Source organism: Sutcliffiella tianshenii (genome assembly GCF_016908565.1).
In the GTDB taxonomy this organism is placed as follows: Bacteria; Bacillota; Bacilli; order Bacillales; family Bacillaceae_I; genus Sutcliffiella_A; species Sutcliffiella_A tianshenii.
The window spans coordinates 22,595-41,164 of record NZ_JAFBED010000008.1 but is presented as its reverse complement, the minus strand read 5'-3'; the positions used below and the strand labels follow the sequence as shown (position 1 = coordinate 41,164).

Below are 18,570 nucleotides of genomic sequence, written 5' to 3'. Positions count from 1 at the left end.
GTACAGCCCCCTATAAATCAGCAACTATGGGCATAGTCAATATTTAAATGTGATTGATGCCAAGTCCAATTGTCTCATGCTCCGATCCTCGTACTGGAGCACCAATTGTCCCATATAGCGCAACTGCAATCCAGTCGCCCTCTTCCACCTCTTCATACGGGTTTCCCCTTACCACTGCAAACCTGAGGCCGACCGTGCGCATCACAGATCCAAGCTGAACCTGGCCACGTGTCACGCCACTCAAGGCATCCATGATAGCATGATAGAGTGCATGTGTTTCCCTATAGCCATCCGATTTGATGATTCCTTCCCTTTTGGCTGCCGTTTCTATTGCAGCAACCACCTTTTGGGAATCCATCGATCCGACTTTTCCTACACAAGTACCCCAATGCTCTGGAAGAGTAAAAATAAATTCATCCTTTTCCGTACTCATCGAGAGCAGCACGGCATATTTTCCAATTCTGCGTTCTAGAGCTAAGACCATCTGCATTTTCCTCAATACTGAAAATTTTCTAATAACTATCAACTATTTTAAGTGTAAAGTCGAATAACCTTCCCTGTCAAGTTATAGATTTTCATATTCTTTAAAGATCATAAAATACTGCAGTCCTTTTGTAGATGCTAATGCCTTTTCTTTTTTTTCTTTTGCCACGGAGAGGTTTTTCTTATTTATGGCTCTCTCTGTTTCAATGACATGCCTCATCCATTCCTTTTTAAGTGCAGGCTTCAGGGCTTCCACCTTTGCATCATCTTTTTCCATTGCAGCAATGGCGGCAAGCACATAGTTCTTCATATCAGGCTGCTCGATTAATTCCGCTTCCTCTTTCGCCCTTACTATATTTCCGACACGGAGATAATACTGAGCCCGGAATATGGCAGTCTTTTTGCCCTTCCACTTCTTTTCAAGGTCTTCCAACTGCTTCTTCGCCTCAGGCAGATTTCCGTTAGCCAGCTCCAAAATGAAGCCATAATAAGGCTCATGCTTTTTCTTGATTAAATACTTTTCCATCTTTTTCACATCTTTCGATAGAAACATGAAGCGGATATCCTGCAAGGATAAAACAAAAAATGCCACAACGAGCAAGCCAACAAAAATCCAGAAATTAAAGGAAATATTCATGAAGCCAAGAACAATCCCGATTGCAAAACCTATGACAACGAGCAGTAATAAATGTTTCATCTACTTCTATTTTCCCTTCTCTTCATCGTTAGATCGATTTGACCATGCCGCCATCCACAAGGAAGGAGCTACCGGTCATATAGCTGTTCGCGTCAGATACAAGGAAAGTAACGACTTTAGCGAACTCTTCCGGCTCCCCGTATCGACCAAGGGGAATTGTATTTTTCATTTTCTCTTCCATTTCACTCTTTGTGATCCCTTGCTTTTCTGCGTTGACTTCATCCAAGAACGCAACTCTGTCCGTAGCTATCCTGCCTGGAGCCACCGTGTTGATGAGGATACGGTCCTTCGCAAGCTCACTAGCCAACGTTTTCGTCATTCCGACAATCCCTGTCCGGAACGTATTGGATAAAAGCAGACCTGGAATCGGCTCTTTAATGGACGATGACGCTATATTGATAATCTTCCCACCATTTTTCTTTAAATGCGGCAATGCCTCACGAATCATTCTCACATAGCTTAATAGGTTCAATTCAAAAGATTGCTGCCACTGCTCATCCGTTATCTGCTCAAACGTACCTGCAGGTGGGCCGCCAGCGTTATTTATCAGGATGTCCAATTGTCCAAAAGAATCTATCGTATGCTCCACAGCTTGTTTAATTTGATCAGGTTGTGTAATATCTGTCTGGATATACCTCACCTGACCACCCTGCAGGTTTTCGAGTTCAGCTTGGACTTCATTCAGTTTTTCCGCATTCCGGCTGGCAAGAACCACATTTACCCCTTCATTCACAAAAGATGCCGCAATCGCCTTGCCCAATCCTTGGCTTGATGCAAGCACCAGCGCCCTTTTCCCTTTTAGATTCAATTCCATATGTACACGTCCTTTCAAAAGTATGTATCTACTTTTATTATAGCGCTTACTTTTAACCGTGTAACGAATTTGATTCCCATGTGGCAGTAAGATAACCAATCAGTCATGCCAAATGACGCCTTCTCTCCTCGGAAACCAGTGAATGAGGTCATCGTTCATGCCTTTTTATTCCCTCACTACAATCAAAAACCGCGAGTGAGGTCATCATTCATGCCGTTTGATTCCTTCACTATGATCAAAAACAGGGGGTGAGGCAATCATTCATGCCTTTTGATTCCCTCACTACGAGTAAAAACAGGGAGAGAGGCAATCATTCATGCCTTTTGATTCCCTCACTACGAGTAAAAACAGGGAGTGAGGCAATCATTCATGCCTTTTGATTCCCCCACTACGATTAAAAACAGGGGGTGAGGGAATCATTCATGCCTTTTGATTCCCTCACTACGATTAAAAACAGGGGGTGAGGCAATCATTCATGCCTTTTGATTCCCCCACTACGATTCAAAACAGGGGGTGAGGGAATCAATCATGCACATTGATTCCCCCACTACGTTCAAAAACCGCGAGTGAGGTCATCATTCATGTCTTTTGATTCCTTCATTAAACTTATAACCAGGGTGTGAAAATACACCGACGTGAGAATGGACACGCGTTATTTAAGTGTCCACAAAAACAAAATAAAAAACCGCAATAAAAATTGCGGCTCTAACTATAAACATTCCTCTTCCACAAGCTCGATCAAGTTTTTCAGCATAAGGACCGAGGTATCCAGGGTCAGGGAATAGATCCGCTGAGTCCCCTTCTGTTCGATGGAAACCAGCTTATTGTCTCTTAATATTTTCAAATGATGGGAGATTGCCGGCCTTGATAACCGGGAACTCTCCGCTATCTCATTTACGGTAAGTGATTCCTGTTCAGCAAGCAGAAGGATGATATCCTGTCTCGCTTCATCGGCAAGCACCTGAAATAAAGGGATACAATCCCGGAAAGTTTGAATAGCACGTTGATTCATATTCCAACACCCTCATCCTGCATCTTTGCCAATAGTATACCAAGAAATTGGCAGCTTCGGACATTATCTTCTACTTTTTTGCCTGCACGCTCCGGACAATATCGGTTACTGCTTTTCTTGGAAGGAACCGGATCAGTTTAGTAAGGAATTTGTTTTGCATTCCTGGCACCACAATCACTTTTCCCTTTTTGAACTCCTGATATGCCACTTGTGCAACACTAGCCGCAGATGACAAGGAACCATCGAACAGCTTGGATTTACCTATATCTGCCCTGTCACCAAAGCCTGTTTCAGTAGGACCAGGACATAGGGCAGACACTGTAACATTTGTTCCTTTCACTTCATTTGCCAATGCTTCTGAAAAGGAAAGGACATATGCTTTCGTCGCATAATATACGGCCATGAATGGTCCGGGCATGAAAGCCGCTACAGATGCCACATTCAGAATGCCACCACGGTCCCTCTCTAGCATCCCAGGTAAAAACAGTTTTGACAGAAGTGTAAGGCTCCGGACATTCAAGTCGATCATGCCAAGTTCGTCGTTTATATCCGTCTCAACGAAATCACCATATAACCCGTATCCTGCATTGTTTACCAGTACATCCACCTTTACATCATCGTCCTTCAGCTCTTGTGCCAACTGGTGGATGGCAGCCTCCTGGGAAATGTCTTTAGCTTTCACTATTACTTCGACCGCGTATTTCTCCCTTAGCTCTGCTGCGAGCATTTCCAGTTTATCTTCACTTCTTGCTACTAAAATCAAGGAGTACTTATCCTTGGCAAAATGGTAAGCAAGCTCTTTTCCGATCCCATTAGAAGCACCGGTTATTAATACCGTTTGATTATTCATCTATTTTTCAACCTTTCTGTTTATAAATTTAAATGTTTAAACACTTAAACATAATATACATAATTTTATCCAACCTGTAAACTGTGAAGTGTTTCCTTATTTTCATCAACCACGTTGTATCCCTAAAAAAATGGAAAAACCGGTTAAAAAGATAACCGGTTTTTTCAGCTTCAGCCTTATTCTACTCCTCTTCAAACAACGGAATTCTTAATTCACCTTCATCAAACATGTAAAAATTATAGGCACCTTCTGCCTGAAGAGTGACTTTATCCATCTCTTTCTGGATGTCTCTGGGGAAGATTTCCGCATTGAACAACTCAAATTCCCCTTGTATGTCTGGAGGTATATGATTACCCATATAATGCAACTCCAGATACTCCCCGTTTTCTCCCACTACATTCCAATGATACTGCTTTTCGCTTTCGCCCTTATTCCTAACTGCATTTATGAGAATCTGATAGCTTCTGTCATCTTCCCCATTTTCTTTTGGCCTTACAGTCAGATCCTTCAGTGTCAAACCTTCCAGTTCGATATTGAGCGGTTTGTTTTCAGCTTCCTCCAAAGGCAGGGATAGTGAGACAAATGAAGGCTCGTTGTAATGAATATTTCTGACATCGGCGAAGTAGGGGCCATTACTCTCTGTTTTGCCGAGATTCTGATAATTTTCATAGTCAAAATGATAAAGCGAGTAGTCCTGGGTGATCCTTTCACCAGGTGTCCATTCCATCAACTGGGAGTGATAGTAGAGCGGAACCATATATTGTCCTTCCTGATTCATCAATTGAATATCCGCGTAGGCGTATTGATAGCGCTCAAGAACAGGATCTCCTTCTCTTGTTTCCTTCAAGAGATTTTCCAGTCGTTTTTTTTCTCCCTCTTTCAATCTGACGTTGTATGTCAACCTGCTTCCATGCTTTCCATAGATCATCGTGAGGAACTCGATCTCTATCTTTCCATCGATCTCCTTCACCTCATTCAATTCCACAACCTTAAGGTTATTCTCCACTTTGTCATACCTGATCGGCACTTCCACTTCCCAGTTTCCTGTAATGCCTTGCATTCTTCGGAGTTTGAACTTGAGCTTAAACTTATCCGGCAGTTTTTCCTCCTCTATAGCCCTTATAACAAAGGATTGGTGATTGTCTGCTTCATTACCCTGAGGTGGTGTATAGAACATGCTGCCCATCGGCTGTGTCACTTCAATCGGATATTTCTTACCGTTTTCATCGACAAGCTGCACGGCATTAGGCTCGAAAATATCAAAATCCACAAAATTTCGGATTAACTTGTCCTTCCTTCTTGCCTCATAATAGACCACCATATGTAATGGATCGATATCCACACTCTTAACTTCAAACGACAAATCTTCATCCGTTGCCTTATACGTGCCTTCCGTCCAGACGTTGTAGATGGTGCCATACTCTATGTAAGCAGCCACTTTATTCGCCAAAGGCTTCAGGTTAGGCACCACAACGGCACCGATCATGAAAACTGCAGCCATGATCCCTATCACACCAAGCTGGTATTTCCAGGTGCGATGCTTTGGCACCTTTTTCACATAAGGGGTAAGTTTATTCAAAACTCTCCTATTGAAAGCATCATCCAGTTTCGGTGTATGGATGACATCCTCCAAGCCCTTTTTCTCCGCCTTCAAGCTTGTCAGGATTTCCCTGCAGGAAGGACAGAATTCCAGATGATCCTCGACTTTTTCTTTTCCCCCTTCCATAAGAACTTCATCAAAATATTGAATAAGCTCATCGAAAGAAAAGCATTCTTCACTGCTCGTCTCAGGATCAAACTCTAACAGTCTTTCCCTTATTGCCTTTAGGGATTGCTGGTATCTCCACTTGATGTCCTCTACCTGTTCATCCAGGAACACTGCAAGCTTTTCAGGTGTTTCTGCAAGCGCATGGTGAAGCAGGAATTCAAAGCGGTTTTTACTTTCAAGATTTGCAATCGCTTCTTCTATCTCAAGAAAACGAGGATTGTAGAATTGTATATAATGCTCTGGGTTGGTTTTTCCATAAGAGGCCACTTCCGCTTTTATGAGTGTTAGGGTCTGGCGATAAAGCCAGTCGGAAAAGAAATCCTTCTCTTCATACAGAGCAAGCTTTTCATAGGCTGTGATGAAACTTTTTTCCACCAATCTCTCCGCTTTATCCTCGGAACCAGCCATCCGGAGAGTTACGGCATACAGTCTGTTTTTATATCGTTCAATGATAGAATCATAGGCATCCTTGTTGCCGTCTAAAATACTTTTAACCTTCACTGTCTCCTCGATCATTCCATTTTCCACCCTTTTAAATAGTTCTCGGTGACTTTTTATTTCTCTCTGTCCATTATACCATTCCCTTCCTTTTTTTCACTGAATTATGCGAACATTTACAAAAAGGCAGAAGCAAACCTGAAATTCAGGAGTTCACTTCTGCCTTTTTCATTAATCTAAAGGAACTTTAATCGGTTCAGGAAGTAACACGGTTTTGTCGGTGGAAAGAAAATCTATGGTCACTGTTTGGACACCGTCCTCAGCGCTTGGCATTTCAAATTCCAGTTCGAATCCTCCCTCATCGTTTATCGGGGCATAAATTGTCTCAGCATCCTGGCCTGTTCGCTTCCATCCGAGCGTTGTTGCTTGTTCGATTCCTCTTTTGCCAGTCACCTTCACTTTCAGGTTACCGTCCACCAATTTTGCAGTATAACCGGTAAGAATCCATTCATCTGTCGACTTATCGTCCAAGATGTATGTTCCTTGTTGAATATCCAGTGTAAATTGTGCATTCACTGGTTCCTTCACTGAAAATCCGCTCAACTCAAAAATATGTTTTTCTCTTTCTTTATAATTTTCGGATGGCCTTTCCCCTCTTTCAGTTAATCTGAATTCCGTTTCCATCAGATAGTGATTGCCGTTGGTGGAGGATACGCTAGCACCACTGTACGGCAGTTTCTTCCCTGCTTCTGTTTTCACGCTATAAATAGGCTCAAGCCAAAGGTGGACACCTGAAGAGGTAAGAAATTCATCACGATCCTTCATGGAATTCTGAATCCTAGACAGTTCTGCATCCGAGAATGTTGACTCGAACTTCAGCATTTTAGCATTCGGTGCATCTATCCATTCCAGTAATTGCAGTTGATATAAACCTTCTATTCCAAGCGTATCGTCTAACTTCAGCATTGTGGTTTCTTTTTTGGATTCAGTCAAATCGATAGGTATCGAAAAAGACCAATCACCCTTTTCATCCAGTATTTCATTGATTGCAATGTCAACTGCTAAATAATCTGGAGTTTGAGCTTGCGGATACATAATGATTGAACCATTCCAACTTTCCGGGCTCGTAAAATCCAGGTTTTCAAAAGGAACTTCGTCACCATTCTCTGTTTTAAGGAGAATGGAAGGAAACTCATAATCTTTGGACATCAGAACATTATTCACTCCATTATCCAGCAGATTGCCTCTGAATCTTTCCCGCATTTCATCTGTAGGCTCTATTTCATAAAAGATCTCAATTTTAACCGGGCTTGAACTGACTTCAGTGATGTTAACTTTCACCCCATTGTCTTCTACACTATATAAGGCTTTTTCTTCATTTTGTTGCCCTAAATTACTGACTGTCGTATCTTCCCCAAATAAAGTGTTAAGCTGAGGATACATGGAAGCTCCCAACCCAAACGCCAAAACAATGCTGCAGGCTGTCAAGAACTGATATTTCCATGACTGCTTTTTCTTCTTGTTCTCATAAGGACTCAGATCTTTCAATACGTGCTGATCAAAATCGTGAGGGAGTTTCGGTGCCTGAACTGCCTCTTCCAGAAATGCTTCTTCCTTTTTCAAGGCCTCCATCACTTCCCGGCACATCGGGCAAAACTCCAGATGTTTTTCGACCATTTTGGATTCTGCATCTTCCAGGACGCCATCAAAGTATGCTGCAAGTGTATCAAAATCAAAGCATTTCATGGAAATATCCTCCTTTCTCCTCCATAATTTGTTTTCTCATTTTTTTCTTTGCCCTGTGAATTTTGTTCCTTACAGTACTGATGGGCTGCCCCACTAGTTCACTTATTTCCTCGTAGCTCAAATCTCTTGTATATTTCAGGAGGAGTATCATTCTGTCTTCTTGTGGTAACAACTCCAACAGCTTCTCCAAGTGTTCGTACTTCTCTTTTTGCAAATATTTGCTTTCAGGTGTAGATGCCGAATTTATTTGATTACTTTCCTCCTGCAGCTCCACTAGCTGAAACCTCTTCTTCCTGAACTGGTCCATGCAATGATTGATGGATAAACGGTATAGCCAGCTTGCAAAGCTCCCTGTGCTTTCATATTTCTCAAGCTGTGAATAGGCCTTGATCAAACATTCCTGGACCAGGTCTTTTGCATCCTCATGATTTTTGACCATCCTTAAAATGACTGCGTAAAGCTTATTGCTGTAGCGGTTGATAAGAAAAGTATAGGCCTGCTTATCACCTCGGAGCACTTCTTTTATATAATAGGAATCGTCCTTCATCCTCTAACCTCGCTTTGATATCGACTTTCATTATGTATAACGGGTGTAGTCAAAAGAAAATCTCAATAAATTAAAAAATTTCTACTTCCATTATACAAAAAGAAGCCGCATGGCCTGCGGCTTCTTCATTTTTTCTAATCAAAACTTGTTCAGGTAAAAAAATTTGGCGAAAATTTCTCTTCTTTTCTCATCTATTGAAGCATGCTTGCTTGGATAGTCCTGGTTCTTTTTACTACCGAAAATGAGTGACAGCATTGTTTTCATCCTCCATCATCCCTTTGATTTGTTATAACCAAATTATAGAATGATCAGGATTTTATAAATACGTACTGCAGGATGGTTTACACTCCTTCTTTCAACCATTAATTCCTCCCACTATATAAGGATGGAATCTACGACTTGTGGCGGAGGGAAAATACCCATGCAAAAGGAGATGTGTTCAAACACACATCTCCTCATTTTTGAAGGCTGCTTTTGGGTAAGGTTGCCTTCATGTTTTATTGGTTGTGGCTGCTTAGTTTCTATTATGAAAAGGGGAGTATTTCACGACATGGAAAAGGTGCAGCCTATCCTTGTTGCAGCAAGGGATTAAAGAACAACCTTATAACCATACTATACTTCCTTTTTATTAACCCAAAATAAACAAACCTTAAATCTTTTGTAAATTAGAATACTCTTACTGCCTTCACCGCTCTCGGCTTCCAATAGGTATTCATGGTAGCATAGGCAACCCCGGTTGATGTGGCAGAATGCAGAATGGTGGTTGGGTCCACAACGATGGAAACGTGATTGATTGTTCCATTTCCATCTGTGTCAAAGAAAACAAGATCCCCTTTTCGCACTTGTGATAGCGGAATTTCCTTCCCTACATTCGCTTGCTGGGATGAAGTTCTTGGAAGGTTGATCCCATTTTCCTGGAATACCCTTAAAGTGAAGGAGGAACAGTCAAATGCATCCGTTCTTGTTGTGGATGCACCGTAAAGATAGCCGGCACCTAAATATTTCTTGCCACTTTCAATGATGGCGCTTGCTTTCGTCTGCCAAGCCGTGTCGCCGTTAACCGGGGCCGCTTGCCCTGTTCCCGGTATAGTGATGACCTGTCCTACATATATGCGGTTGGCATCCTTGATGGATGGATTGGCATTCAATAGTGCTTGCAGTGTTAAATTATGACGTTGTGCCACTATGGATAATGAATCTCCACTTTTGATTGTGTATGTAGTCGTCGTAACCGGTGCCGGCTGGCTCGGGGTGCTTGCCGGCGGAGAGCCGTCTGGCACAGTGATTTTTTGACCAACATAAATACGGTTTGGATCTTTTATCGTTGGATTTAAATTGAGTAATCCGTTCAAGCTAGTCTCGTGTCTTTTTGCTATCACAGATAATGAATCTCCTGATTTGACAGTATATTCAGCAGCAAAGGCTTGTCCGGAAAACAGGAATGTGGTTACAAGGGCGCCTGCCATGATTTTCTTTTTCATGATGTACAATTCTCCTCTATTCTCACAATTTGTTAATCAATACAAAATTATCTTAGCACGAATTTTCCAACAAATAACGCTAATTTATTTTCCTCTGATTCCATTATTTGTATATAAAAAAACTCCCAGGATTTCACCTAGGAGTTACAAACTTATATTCCAGCAGAACGCTGCAGCCTTTTAGCAATTTCCATAAAATCATCCGGTGATATACCAGGCGCAAACTCCTCCGGAAGATCTTCCAAATCGGGGATTGGGCCTCCTTCCGGGGTGCCTTGTATTACTTCAAGCTTTCCACCGTCCTCCGGATGGCTTCCTTTCCATATGAGAGCGACATCCTTGTAGTCATTCTCGCTAAAGGTGTACAACTTTCGATGTACTCCTTCTGCCTCAAATTTCCTTGTCGTTTCGAATGCCCTGTTTTCCAAAGATGGAACGGGAACCATTTTCGTAATGTCCACACCTGTGGCGATTTCCAATGCTTTTGCATAGGCAACGACATGAACGCCCCCTCTTACAAGTAGATACCCGATCATCTCTCGTGCAACCGGGTTATCTGTCATCTCATACACCCGCATCTTATGGGTTCTCGCCCCACACTCCAGAAAGAAATTATGCAGCAAGTCTAGAACGAGATTACCGCTGTTAAAAACATTATCCCCTGTCCACGCCCGCCCCATGGAATCAGCCGGCATTCCTGTTTGTGCATTGACGATATAGTGGTGGGTGTTACGAAGGTCTTTCGTATTACGCAAAGGTGCTGCATTTGGATTCGCTGGATACGTTACACCCTTCAACATTAAGTTTATTGTATTTGTCACAAGTTCTACATGTCCAAATTCCTCGGCTGTAATGCTTGCAACCAGATCATAAAAGGGTTTCAGCTTTTTCTTGTTACGAAAATTGAAAGATTGAAACATGTAGTTATTCAAGGTGGACATCTCGCCAAATTTTCCGCCAAGCAATTCCTGTACCGCTGCCGCTCCATTCGGATCCGGGCTTTTGGGCATCGGCAATTCGATCTGCAATTTGTTTATTCTTTTTATCAATGCATTCCCTCCCTTGCACTGGCAATAAAATATCGCTATTTACTTTTATGTTTTATGGGTTATGTCCTATTACAAACTCAGAAAAGAGTTCCTAACAATAGGGCAAACGCCCATACATCATGGGTGTTTGTAACATAAAGTATCGTATCTTAGCTTGAAAGGAGATACGTTTAATGAGTAAAGCAGATGGCGGAAGATGCGATAATCATGGCACTGGTTTCACCCTTTTCATCATTTTGTTCATTCTTCTTGTGATAATAGGTGCAGCCTACCTTTGTTAATAATGGATGAAGAAGTAAAACGTAGAGATCCTCTCTGCGTTTTTTATTTTGTATGGATAAATGAACATAATTTGCACTACTATAGGCTAGCCTAAGAGTAGATTATGTGTGTTGGAGGAGTAATGGCAATGAAGTTATCCTTGGCTTTTTCCCAAAACCGAATAGCTTTACATCATCGGACACCTGAGTGTGCCATGGCTTTGTTCGGGAACAACAATAGAATGAGTTTTTCCGATGAATAAGTCTTTGGAAAGGCTGCTTTGGAGCATTGCGTTACCGGGATTTGGCCAATTATTGAACAAGCGTTATATCAAAGGTATTACCTTCATAATTTTGGAGGTCCTCATTAATGTACAAGCCAATTTCAACTCCATTATCATGTATAGCTTCAATGGGGAAATCAATCGAGCGTTCGAGGATGCAAATTATCTCTGGTTGATGTTCTATCCATGCTTGTACTTTTTTGCAATGTGGGATGCGTATAAGGATGCAGGGGGAGGCAGCGCACCTTTTTCTTATCTGCCGTTTGTAAGCTGTGCCTACTTCGTCACTGTAGGGCTTATGCTATCAGCTAAAGTAAAAGTCTATGGAACAATTCTTGGACCAGTTTGGCTCCCGATGATATTTGTCATACCCGGGATTGCATTCGGCTTGATCGTACGCGAAGTCCTTTTGCATTACTATTCCGAATAAAAAGGAAGGGAGCGAGTATTCTTGCCATATGCTACAACTAGGGATAATGTCGATATCTACTACAGGCTTATTGGAAGTGGGCCCGTCACACTGATCTTTATTCACCCTCCTGGAATGGGGCACATCACATTCATGCGGCAACTTCCATTGGCCAAGCATTATCGATTACTACTCCTTGACTTGAGGGGAAATGGTAAAAGCGGCAGTAACCAAAAGAAAATACAATTCCCGGTACTAGCTCAAGATATATATGATATTTGCAAACAATTGGGCTTGAATAAATTGGTATTGATCGGTTATTCAAATGGGGGATCCATTGCCATGGAATTCGCCGTCACCTACCCCCGCCTTGTTCAGGGCCTCATTCTTGTCGGGGCTTTTTCAAAAGTAAACTCATACCTTTTATTCGGGGAGTTCCTCCTTGGCATCCTGGCAGCAAAGTTTAATGCCATTCCCATCCTAGCAAAGGTCATCGGACATGCACACGCCTATTCAAGGGAATATGGAAAACAACTCGAAGCTTATATCAATAAAACGGATGCACATATTCTTCAACAAATGTATCTCGAGGGAGTGAGATACGACTGTACAGAAAGACTTGCACAGATTAAAGTACCGATACTGCTTGTGTATGGGCAAAGAGATTATTATGTACACCACTATCAAAATGAATTCAAAGCCCTCCATCCCGATACACAAGTCACCTATATCGGAAAAGCCAAACACCAGGTACCTACCAAATTCCCAGACGAGTTCAATGCTGTTATACATTCTTTCATAAAAGTCAATATCATTCCCAAATAAAGAGAAGACCACATGCATTAAGCATATGGTCCAAGATACTTATTTGGTTGGAGTACTGATTTCTTTTTCTTCTAATGGTTTTGATAGTTGCATATTTCTTTGTAATCGGCTGCTTGCATACGGGTATAAGCAATTATGCGCAATTCTCATCCTCGTTAAAGTAGTCTGAAGCGTAGCTTGGGAATCCTTCTCTCGTCCCGATTGAATATTGGTCATGTCCACCATCGCACGAAGGACATTTTCGAGCGCTTTCTTGAGCTGCTCCTGTTGCGGTTGTGCCTCGTTTTTCACCAATTGCCTGACCATTTCATTGGCGTACATATTCATTTTTTCCAAACTATCACTTACCGTTTTCATCGCTCAATCCCCCTTAGCCTCAATATATTTGCAACAAAAACTCACTATTCCATTATTCTTTTCATAGCTTTTTAAATCATTTTCTCCTTTTCATTCCCCAAACCCTGCCTCTCGACAAAAGCAGTGATAAATATACCTTTTTCGAGCAAAATCCACTCTTTAAAAAGATTGATGATGAATACTTCTTTTCGTTATACGAAGTTTTTTACGATAATACCTCCTTTTTACACAAAACCTATTTTCTTACAGTTTAAATTGTTTTATAATGGGATATATCGTTAGAGGGAGTGAACAAAATGAAGCTTATACAACTTGCAGTAGAAAAGAAGCGTAACCAGATGATGCAAACTGCTAAAAAAACAGGTTTAACCTCTAATGAAACCATAAAACTTAGCCAAGAGCTGGATGAAATGATGAACATCTTTGTTCCTCCAACGATTGATCTATCAACTGGTCAACTTTCAAGTAAAACCAATCTTAAACGATAATACATATTGTAACTTTTAAAAAAAGCTCTATAATAAATGTAATATTCATAATAAGCCATTGATGAAAAAGAGAGTAGCTTATTTGCGGGCCTGTAGCGAGTTAGGGATGGTGGAAGCCTAATGCGATGTGATAAGGGAAGCGCACTTTGGAAATGGAGCAGATTTATCCCCTTTAGAGGATTAAAGCGGCTTTTTTCGTATGAAAAAGCAATTAGAGTGGTACCGCGGGATTACAAGCCCGTCTCTTCATTAAATTGGAGAGACGGGCTTTTTTTATTTCTCAATAAAGGAGTGTTTAAACATGAATATCATTCACATCATCGCCTCATCCATCCAGCAAGCCGTTCCGGAACTGAACATTGAGCAGATAAGCATTAGAATCGAGAAACCGAAGTACGCTAATCACGGGGATTTCGCCTTTCCGGTATTCGATCTTGCAAAAATCAGAAAGCAGGCTCCTCAAGCAATAGCATCCTCTCTTGCCGGGAAGATCCAAGATCCTTGGGTCATGAAAACGGAAGCCGTTGGGCCGTATGTCAATTTCTTTTTACAAAAAGAAAAAGTGCAGAAGGAAATTATATCCAATATATTAGCAATGGGGAAGGACTATGGAAACCTTAACATCGGCAAGGGTGAAAACGTGGTGCTTGATCTTTCCTCCCCTAATATCGCAAAACCCTTTTCCATGGGTCATCTTCGCTCCACCGTCATAGGTACATCCATAGCAAACATCCTGGAAAAGTGCGGCTATCAAACAGTCCGCATCAATTACCTTGGTGACTGGGGCACACAGTTCGGAAAATTGATTGTTGCCTATTTGAAATGGGGGTCGGCAGAATCAGTCCGGGAAAATCCGATACCTGAATTACTGAAGTTATATGTGAAGTTCCATCAAGAGGCTGCAGACAATCCAGCACTCGATGACGAAGGACGTCTATGGTTTAAAAGATTGGAGGACGGGAACGAGGATGCACGATCCTTGTGGAAATGGTTTCGAGAGGAATCCCTCCATGAATTTCAGCGAATCTATGACCTTCTAGGGATTAGATTTGATTCCTATAACGGGGAAGCCTTCTACAATGATAAGATGGATGCAATCATTGAACGCCTGAAAGAGCTGGAGCTATTAACCCATTCGGACGGAGCTGAAGTGGTGGTGCTTGATGAAAGCCTGTCCCTTCCTCCCTGCCTGATTAAAAAGTCGGATGGTGCGACCCTATATGCCACACGGGATCTTGCAGCCGCTTTTTATCGAAAGGCCGAGTATAAGTTTGCTAAAGCACTATATGTCGTCGGACAGGAGCAGACAATCCATTTTCAACAGGTAAAAGCCGTTGTAGCAAAAATGGGAGAGAGTTGGGCCAAGGATATGCATCATATACCATTTGGCCTCTTATTGAAGGATGGCAAAAAAATGTCCACCAGAAAAGGTAAAGTGATTCTCCTTGAAAAAGTGATCCAGGAGGCCATCGAACTTGCTGAGAGAAATATTGCAGCCAAAAATCCACAGCTACCGAATAAGCAGGAAGTTGCCAAACAAGTCGGAGTCGGTGCCATCATTTTTCACGATCTAAAAAACTACCGTTTGAACTCCATTGAATTTTCTTTGGGAGATATGCTCAAATTTGAAGGTGAAACCGGCCCCTATGTCCAATACACCCATGCCCGGGCTAGCTCTATTTTAAGAAAAGCATCCTGGGTAAATGATGGGGATATAACCTATTCGGGACTTAAAGATGACTATTCCTGGAATCTTTCGAAACTGCTATATGCATTCCCTGAAACCATTGAGAAGGCTTGCGCCGGATTCGATCCATCCATCGTCGCCAAGTACATTGTTGATGTGTGTCAAAGCTTCAATAGTTGGTACGGGCATGAAAAGTTCCTCACAGAAGATGAGGAAAAAGTGGCCCGACTTTCGTTAGTATATGCTACAACACTCGTCATCCAGGAGAGTTTATCTTTATTGGGAATGAGTGCACCAGACGAAATGTAAAGGCATTATCTGTTAATATTGCTTCCCGGTACATGAAACCTTCCTTCCCCTCATATATTGTAGTAATAATCTTATGGGGGGATGCCTATGAAATGGCTGGTATGGTTTCATGTCTTGGTTGCAATTATCGGAATTGGCCCCACATTTTTCGGAAATATTCTATTGCGAAAACATCAAACAATCACAGACCTGCGCCATAATATACTTTTGCAGCATAAACTGGATTATTTCCCAAAAATCGGTGGGACGATCGCAGTCATCACCGGTATTCTGCTCGTCATATTCGGGGATTATGGTTCCATTCTCCAACTCTGGCTTTTTGCACCCCTTCTCCTTTATCTTGCCATCCAAGTCCTTGTTATAGGTTTTATCTCACCTAGACTGTATGAACTGCAGCACTGGCTCCTTCATCCGGATAATCGCGCTTCCACCCAATTGCCCCTTAAACACGTATTGATTTTGAATGCCCTCAGTAATCTGTATATGTTCGTTTCATTCCTGGGCTTTTTGATTTTCCTGCTTATGGTCATCAAACCTTCATAAAAAATAGGTCAGTTCCTTAATTCCTCCTTCATCAAAGGGTCTAAGGCATTGACCTATTTTTTGTCCATCAGTCGGACATTGCTTTGCGGTTTTTATAGTAGGCTTCCGTGCCAAAATAGTTGTTTAAGAGCAGTTCCATCTTTTCAAGGTCTGCACGGGTTACGACCTGATCCCTTTCGTCCCAATATACTGTGGAGACAAAATAGTATTTCTTCACTCTCGAGAAAAGTACCTTGGAATGAGGAAATTTATCGAAAAAGCCGATCATCCTGCCTTTTTTCATATAGGATACATTCAAAAGCTTCATCACGATCACCTACTTATTTTAAGCGATTACTCCATTATTTCTATACCACATTATGAACATAAGAAAACTGCCTATCCATCAGGAGGCAGCATCTAAGTTTTATATGTCCCTTCTTAATGCCTTCAGTACATCGATCCTCGTTGCCTTCGCAGCCGGCTTCAACCCCGAAAGGATAGCTACCACAAGACTGATCCCTACGCAAATTGCAGTCAAGGACCAAGGTATGTACGAGAGCATGACCTTTGTACCCATTTCTTCGTTGAACATCATCTTGATGACAAGTGGCAAAGCCAGATTGACACCATAGCTGATCAGATAGGAAGCAACTGTCCCGATTAGTGCCCCGATGACGCCAATATAGGCGCTTTCCATAAGAAACAGGCTTTTGATCATTTTCGGGCTGCCGCCAATCGCCTTCATGATTCCAATATCCTGGGTCCGTTCGGTGACTGCCATGCTCATCGTATTGAATATCCCAATCGATGCGATGATGACAGCAATTGTTCCAACAAATAAGAGACCCACTTTCAAAACTGCAAACAATAGATTGATTTCCTTCAGCTGTTCAAGTGGCGAATATGCATAATAACCATCCTCTCTCGCCTTATCCAATATCGCTTGGACATGTTCCATATCTGTTGCATATACCCCTAGATAGGAATAAGTGGATTCCTGGTTTTTCAATTCCTCTTTCGCCTCCTCCGGCATGGAAGGGTCGATCAATGTCCCATACGCAGTCCCGGTAAAATCCTCAATCTCCTGCATTTTTTCTTCTTGGATATTGACGAAATTCTGGTAGTTGTTTTTATTGGCAGGCTCATCTGCAATCCCGACAATCGTAAGCGTGAATTCCTTCGTCTCTTTTTTCTCATCAAAAAACTGCGGGATCGATAAGGTAATTTCTTTTCCGATCAGTTCATCCTGATATTCCTGATATTGGCCGTCCACTTCCTTGCCGAACGTTTCCTTTAAATGATAGCCTACCACCACTTCATCAGGTGACTCTGGCATACGCCCTTCAGACAAGGAAAATCCCGCTTTTTTCTCAGACGGATAGTCGACGACCCTTGTTTCGGCATGGCTTGAGTAGTCCCCCAATGTATAGAAGGATTCCCAGTTGTTCAGCTGCTTGCGGCGAACAACCGTATTAACATTTTCCATTCCTTCGAAGTATTCAACGTCAGTTTGGGTCATCCCTGCGCTTGTTTCAGGATTTTCCCCATTACTTTTCCCGCTGACCTCGACCTCTGTTACCACACCGTTCTGCGTGACATCCTTTATGATTGTTTCCTGCAATCCAAAACCTACGGAAGCCAAAACCATCAAGAAGGCACATCCCATTGCGGTTGCGAGTATAGTCATGAAAACACGGCTTCGGTTCTTTTTCATATTTTCACGTACAAATTGATGCTTATCTTTGAACTTCATACAATTCTCCTCTTTCCATGACAGAGCCCTCTGCCAGTTCAATGGTGCGATGCGCTATACGTGCGACATCTTTGTCATGTGTGATGATGATAAAGGTGATACCTTCCTTTTTGTTCAACTCCTGAATGAATTGCAGGAATTCCTGCTCCGTCTCACTGTCAAGGCTCCCCGTCGGCTCATCTGCAAAAATGATGCCTGGATTCGTAATAAGCGCCCTGGCAATACCAACCCTCTGCTGCTGTCCTCCTGAAAGTTCACTTGGATAATATTCCTCGTATCCCTTTAAGCCAACCCGGGCCAATACTTCAAGCACACGTGCTTTTCTATCTTTTTTTGGTACTCCTTTTATCTTCAGGGGCAATTCCACATTGCTAAACGCGCTCATACTTGGAATCAGCTGAAAGCTTTGAAAAATGAAGCCGATATTCTCCAGGCGGAAATCAGACCATTCCGATTCATTGAACTTCGTCACATCCGTGCCTGCAATTTCAACCGTACCGGACGATGGCTTCATAAATCCGCTCATCAGGTTCAACAATGTCGACTTGCCCGATCCGCTCTTTCCTATGATGGATACAATCTCCCCTTCATATATGGACAAATCGATATTTTTCAGGACCGACACCCGCGTCTCTTTATTTTTCTTCCCCACAATAAAATCATGGGAAAGACCGCTCACTTTAATCATAGCTACCAATCACCTATTCTTTTGTATTTTGTATCGATACATAGGTTTAAACGAAATAGGTGGTGGAAAGGTTTTGGGTTGGAGGGATTTTAATTGGAGA

The 18,570-nt window shown here is 42.1% G+C and carries 21 protein-coding genes and 1 other annotated feature; of the genes, 6 read left to right on the top strand and 15 right to left on the bottom strand.

What is annotated here, in order from left to right:
- Positions 1-43: 43 nt before the first annotated feature.
- The 11 genes from hutP to JOC95_RS16440 all read right to left on the bottom strand — a co-directional run bounded on the left by hutP (position 44) and on the right by JOC95_RS16440 (position 10,885).
- On the bottom strand, positions 44-484 hold the full coding sequence (gene hutP, locus JOC95_RS16485) for a hut operon transcriptional regulator HutP (protein ID WP_204418301.1): 441 nt from the start codon (positions 482-484) through the stop codon (positions 44-46).
- Positions 485-565: 81 nt separating this feature from the next.
- On the bottom strand, positions 566-1,180 hold the full coding sequence (locus tag JOC95_RS16480; RefSeq protein ID WP_204418300.1) for a hypothetical protein: 615 nt from the start codon (positions 1,178-1,180) through the stop codon (positions 566-568).
- A gap of 28 nt (positions 1,181-1,208) precedes the next feature.
- A complete protein-coding gene (locus tag JOC95_RS16475) occupies positions 1,209-1,994 on the bottom strand; it encodes an SDR family oxidoreductase (protein WP_204418299.1) in 786 nt (261 codons plus the stop codon).
- A 709-nt stretch (positions 1,995-2,703) separates the two neighbouring features.
- Entirely contained in the window at positions 2,704-3,006 is a 303-nt protein-coding gene (locus tag JOC95_RS16470; RefSeq protein WP_204418298.1) for an ArsR/SmtB family transcription factor, read from the bottom strand.
- Positions 3,007-3,076: 70 nt separating this feature from the next.
- A complete protein-coding gene (locus JOC95_RS16465) occupies positions 3,077-3,856 on the bottom strand; it encodes an SDR family NAD(P)-dependent oxidoreductase (RefSeq protein WP_204418297.1) in 780 nt (259 codons plus the stop codon).
- 181 nt (positions 3,857-4,037) lie between these two features.
- Positions 4,038-6,140: a hypothetical protein gene (locus JOC95_RS16460; protein WP_204418296.1), complete on the bottom strand. Its 2,103-nt coding sequence runs from the start codon at positions 6,138-6,140 to the stop codon at positions 4,038-4,040.
- A gap of 153 nt (positions 6,141-6,293) precedes the next feature.
- Positions 6,294-7,808, bottom strand: a complete 1,515-nt coding sequence (locus tag JOC95_RS16455) for a zf-HC2 domain-containing protein (protein ID WP_204418295.1) — start codon at positions 7,806-7,808, stop codon at positions 6,294-6,296.
- Positions 7,795-8,355 carry an RNA polymerase sigma factor gene (locus JOC95_RS16450; protein ID WP_204418294.1) on the bottom strand — a complete coding sequence of 187 codons (561 nt, stop codon included), beginning with the start codon at positions 8,353-8,355 and terminating at the stop codon, positions 7,795-7,797. The genes JOC95_RS16455 and JOC95_RS16450 overlap by 14 nt, the downstream gene beginning before the upstream one ends.
- A 138-nt stretch (positions 8,356-8,493) precedes the next feature.
- Positions 8,494-8,619: a hypothetical protein gene (locus JOC95_RS21580; RefSeq protein ID WP_275580576.1), complete on the bottom strand. Its 126-nt coding sequence runs from the start codon at positions 8,617-8,619 to the stop codon at positions 8,494-8,496.
- Between the two features lie 401 nt (positions 8,620-9,020).
- Entirely contained in the window at positions 9,021-9,836 is an 816-nt protein-coding gene (locus JOC95_RS16445; RefSeq protein ID WP_204418293.1) for a C40 family peptidase, read from the bottom strand.
- Between the two features lie 152 nt (positions 9,837-9,988).
- Positions 9,989-10,885 (bottom strand): manganese catalase family protein, encoded by an 897-nt coding sequence (locus tag JOC95_RS16440; RefSeq protein ID WP_204418292.1) that lies wholly within the window; start codon positions 10,883-10,885, stop codon positions 9,989-9,991.
- A 173-nt stretch (positions 10,886-11,058) separates the two neighbouring features.
- On the opposite strand from JOC95_RS16440, the gene JOC95_RS16435 reads away from it, so the two are divergent.
- From JOC95_RS16435 to JOC95_RS16425, 3 genes are all read left to right on the top strand, one after another.
- On the top strand, positions 11,059-11,166 hold the full coding sequence (locus JOC95_RS16435; RefSeq protein ID WP_204418291.1) for a YjcZ family sporulation protein: 108 nt from the start codon (positions 11,059-11,061) through the stop codon (positions 11,164-11,166).
- A gap of 234 nt (positions 11,167-11,400) precedes the next feature.
- Positions 11,401-11,859 (top strand): hypothetical protein, encoded by a 459-nt coding sequence (locus tag JOC95_RS16430; RefSeq protein WP_204418290.1) that lies wholly within the window; start codon positions 11,401-11,403, stop codon positions 11,857-11,859.
- Between the two features lie 21 nt (positions 11,860-11,880).
- Entirely contained in the window at positions 11,881-12,663 is a 783-nt protein-coding gene (locus tag JOC95_RS16425; RefSeq protein WP_204418289.1) for an alpha/beta fold hydrolase, read from the top strand.
- Between the two features lie 39 nt (positions 12,664-12,702).
- Here JOC95_RS16425 and JOC95_RS16420 read toward each other — a convergent pair whose 3' ends face one another.
- Positions 12,703-13,020 carry a hypothetical protein gene (locus JOC95_RS16420; protein WP_204418288.1) on the bottom strand — a complete coding sequence of 106 codons (318 nt, stop codon included), beginning with the start codon at positions 13,018-13,020 and terminating at the stop codon, positions 12,703-12,705.
- A gap of 296 nt (positions 13,021-13,316) precedes the next feature.
- On the opposite strand from JOC95_RS16420, the gene JOC95_RS16415 reads away from it, so the two are divergent.
- From JOC95_RS16415 to JOC95_RS16405, 3 genes are all read left to right on the top strand, one after another.
- Positions 13,317-13,508 carry an aspartyl-phosphate phosphatase Spo0E family protein gene (locus tag JOC95_RS16415; RefSeq protein ID WP_204418287.1) on the top strand — a complete coding sequence of 64 codons (192 nt, stop codon included), beginning with the start codon at positions 13,317-13,319 and terminating at the stop codon, positions 13,506-13,508.
- Positions 13,509-13,560: 52 nt separating this feature from the next.
- Positions 13,561-13,757 (top strand) — a binding site (T-box leader).
- A 52-nt stretch (positions 13,758-13,809) separates the two neighbouring features.
- Entirely contained in the window at positions 13,810-15,504 is a 1,695-nt protein-coding gene (argS, locus tag JOC95_RS16410) for an arginine--tRNA ligase (protein ID WP_204418286.1), read from the top strand.
- A gap of 87 nt (positions 15,505-15,591) precedes the next feature.
- Positions 15,592-16,047 (top strand): DUF2269 family protein, encoded by a 456-nt coding sequence (locus tag JOC95_RS16405; RefSeq protein WP_204418285.1) that lies wholly within the window; start codon positions 15,592-15,594, stop codon positions 16,045-16,047.
- 67 nt (positions 16,048-16,114) lie between these two features.
- Here JOC95_RS16405 and JOC95_RS16400 read toward each other — a convergent pair whose 3' ends face one another.
- The 3 genes from JOC95_RS16400 to JOC95_RS16390 form a co-directional block, all read right to left on the bottom strand.
- Positions 16,115-16,354: a hypothetical protein gene (locus tag JOC95_RS16400; RefSeq protein ID WP_204418284.1), complete on the bottom strand. Its 240-nt coding sequence runs from the start codon at positions 16,352-16,354 to the stop codon at positions 16,115-16,117.
- A 99-nt stretch (positions 16,355-16,453) separates the two neighbouring features.
- Complete coding sequence (locus tag JOC95_RS16395) at positions 16,454-17,782, bottom strand: ABC transporter permease (RefSeq protein WP_204418283.1); 1,329 nt, start codon at positions 17,780-17,782, stop codon at positions 16,454-16,456.
- Positions 17,766-18,470, bottom strand: coding sequence for an ABC transporter ATP-binding protein (locus JOC95_RS16390; protein ID WP_204418282.1), 705 nt, complete (start codon positions 18,468-18,470; stop codon positions 17,766-17,768). The genes JOC95_RS16395 and JOC95_RS16390 overlap by 17 nt, the downstream gene beginning before the upstream one ends.
- Positions 18,471-18,570 lie beyond the last annotated feature (100 nt).

Excerpts from the sequence above, each read along its gene's own strand:
- hutP (WP_204418301.1), bottom strand. The coding sequence starts at position 484 with ATGGTCTTAGCTCTAGAACGCAGAATTGGAAAATATGCCGTGCTGCTC.
- JOC95_RS16480 (WP_204418300.1), bottom strand. The coding sequence starts at position 1,180 with ATGAAACATTTATTACTGCTCGTTGTCATAGGTTTTGCAATCGGGATT.
- JOC95_RS16475 (WP_204418299.1), bottom strand. The coding sequence starts at position 1,994 with ATGGAATTGAATCTAAAAGGGAAAAGGGCGCTGGTGCTTGCATCAAGC.
- JOC95_RS16470 (WP_204418298.1), bottom strand. The coding sequence starts at position 3,006 with ATGAATCAACGTGCTATTCAAACTTTCCGGGATTGTATCCCTTTATTT.
- JOC95_RS16465 (WP_204418297.1), bottom strand. The coding sequence starts at position 3,856 with ATGAATAATCAAACGGTATTAATAACCGGTGCTTCTAATGGGATCGGA.
- JOC95_RS16460 (WP_204418296.1), bottom strand. The coding sequence starts at position 6,140 with ATGATCGAGGAGACAGTGAAGGTTAAAAGTATTTTAGACGGCAACAAG.
- JOC95_RS16455 (WP_204418295.1), bottom strand. The coding sequence starts at position 7,808 with ATGAAATGCTTTGATTTTGATACACTTGCAGCATACTTTGATGGCGTC.
- JOC95_RS16450 (WP_204418294.1), bottom strand. The coding sequence starts at position 8,355 with ATGAAGGACGATTCCTATTATATAAAAGAAGTGCTCCGAGGTGATAAG.
- JOC95_RS21580 (WP_275580576.1), bottom strand. The coding sequence starts at position 8,619 with ATGAAAACAATGCTGTCACTCATTTTCGGTAGTAAAAAGAACCAGGAC.
- JOC95_RS16445 (WP_204418293.1), bottom strand. The coding sequence starts at position 9,836 with ATGAAAAAGAAAATCATGGCAGGCGCCCTTGTAACCACATTCCTGTTT.
- JOC95_RS16435 (WP_204418291.1), top strand. The coding sequence starts at position 11,059 with ATGAGTAAAGCAGATGGCGGAAGATGCGATAATCATGGCACTGGTTTC.
- JOC95_RS16430 (WP_204418290.1), top strand. The coding sequence starts at position 11,401 with ATGAATAAGTCTTTGGAAAGGCTGCTTTGGAGCATTGCGTTACCGGGA.
- JOC95_RS16420 (WP_204418288.1), bottom strand. The coding sequence starts at position 13,020 with ATGAAAACGGTAAGTGATAGTTTGGAAAAAATGAATATGTACGCCAAT.
- JOC95_RS16415 (WP_204418287.1), top strand. The coding sequence starts at position 13,317 with ATGAAGCTTATACAACTTGCAGTAGAAAAGAAGCGTAACCAGATGATG.
- argS (WP_204418286.1), top strand. The coding sequence starts at position 13,810 with ATGAATATCATTCACATCATCGCCTCATCCATCCAGCAAGCCGTTCCG.
- JOC95_RS16405 (WP_204418285.1), top strand. The coding sequence starts at position 15,592 with ATGAAATGGCTGGTATGGTTTCATGTCTTGGTTGCAATTATCGGAATT.
- JOC95_RS16400 (WP_204418284.1), bottom strand. The coding sequence starts at position 16,354 with ATGAAGCTTTTGAATGTATCCTATATGAAAAAAGGCAGGATGATCGGC.
- JOC95_RS16395 (WP_204418283.1), bottom strand. The coding sequence starts at position 17,782 with ATGAAGTTCAAAGATAAGCATCAATTTGTACGTGAAAATATGAAAAAG.
- JOC95_RS16390 (WP_204418282.1), bottom strand. The coding sequence starts at position 18,470 with ATGATTAAAGTGAGCGGTCTTTCCCATGATTTTATTGTGGGGAAGAAA.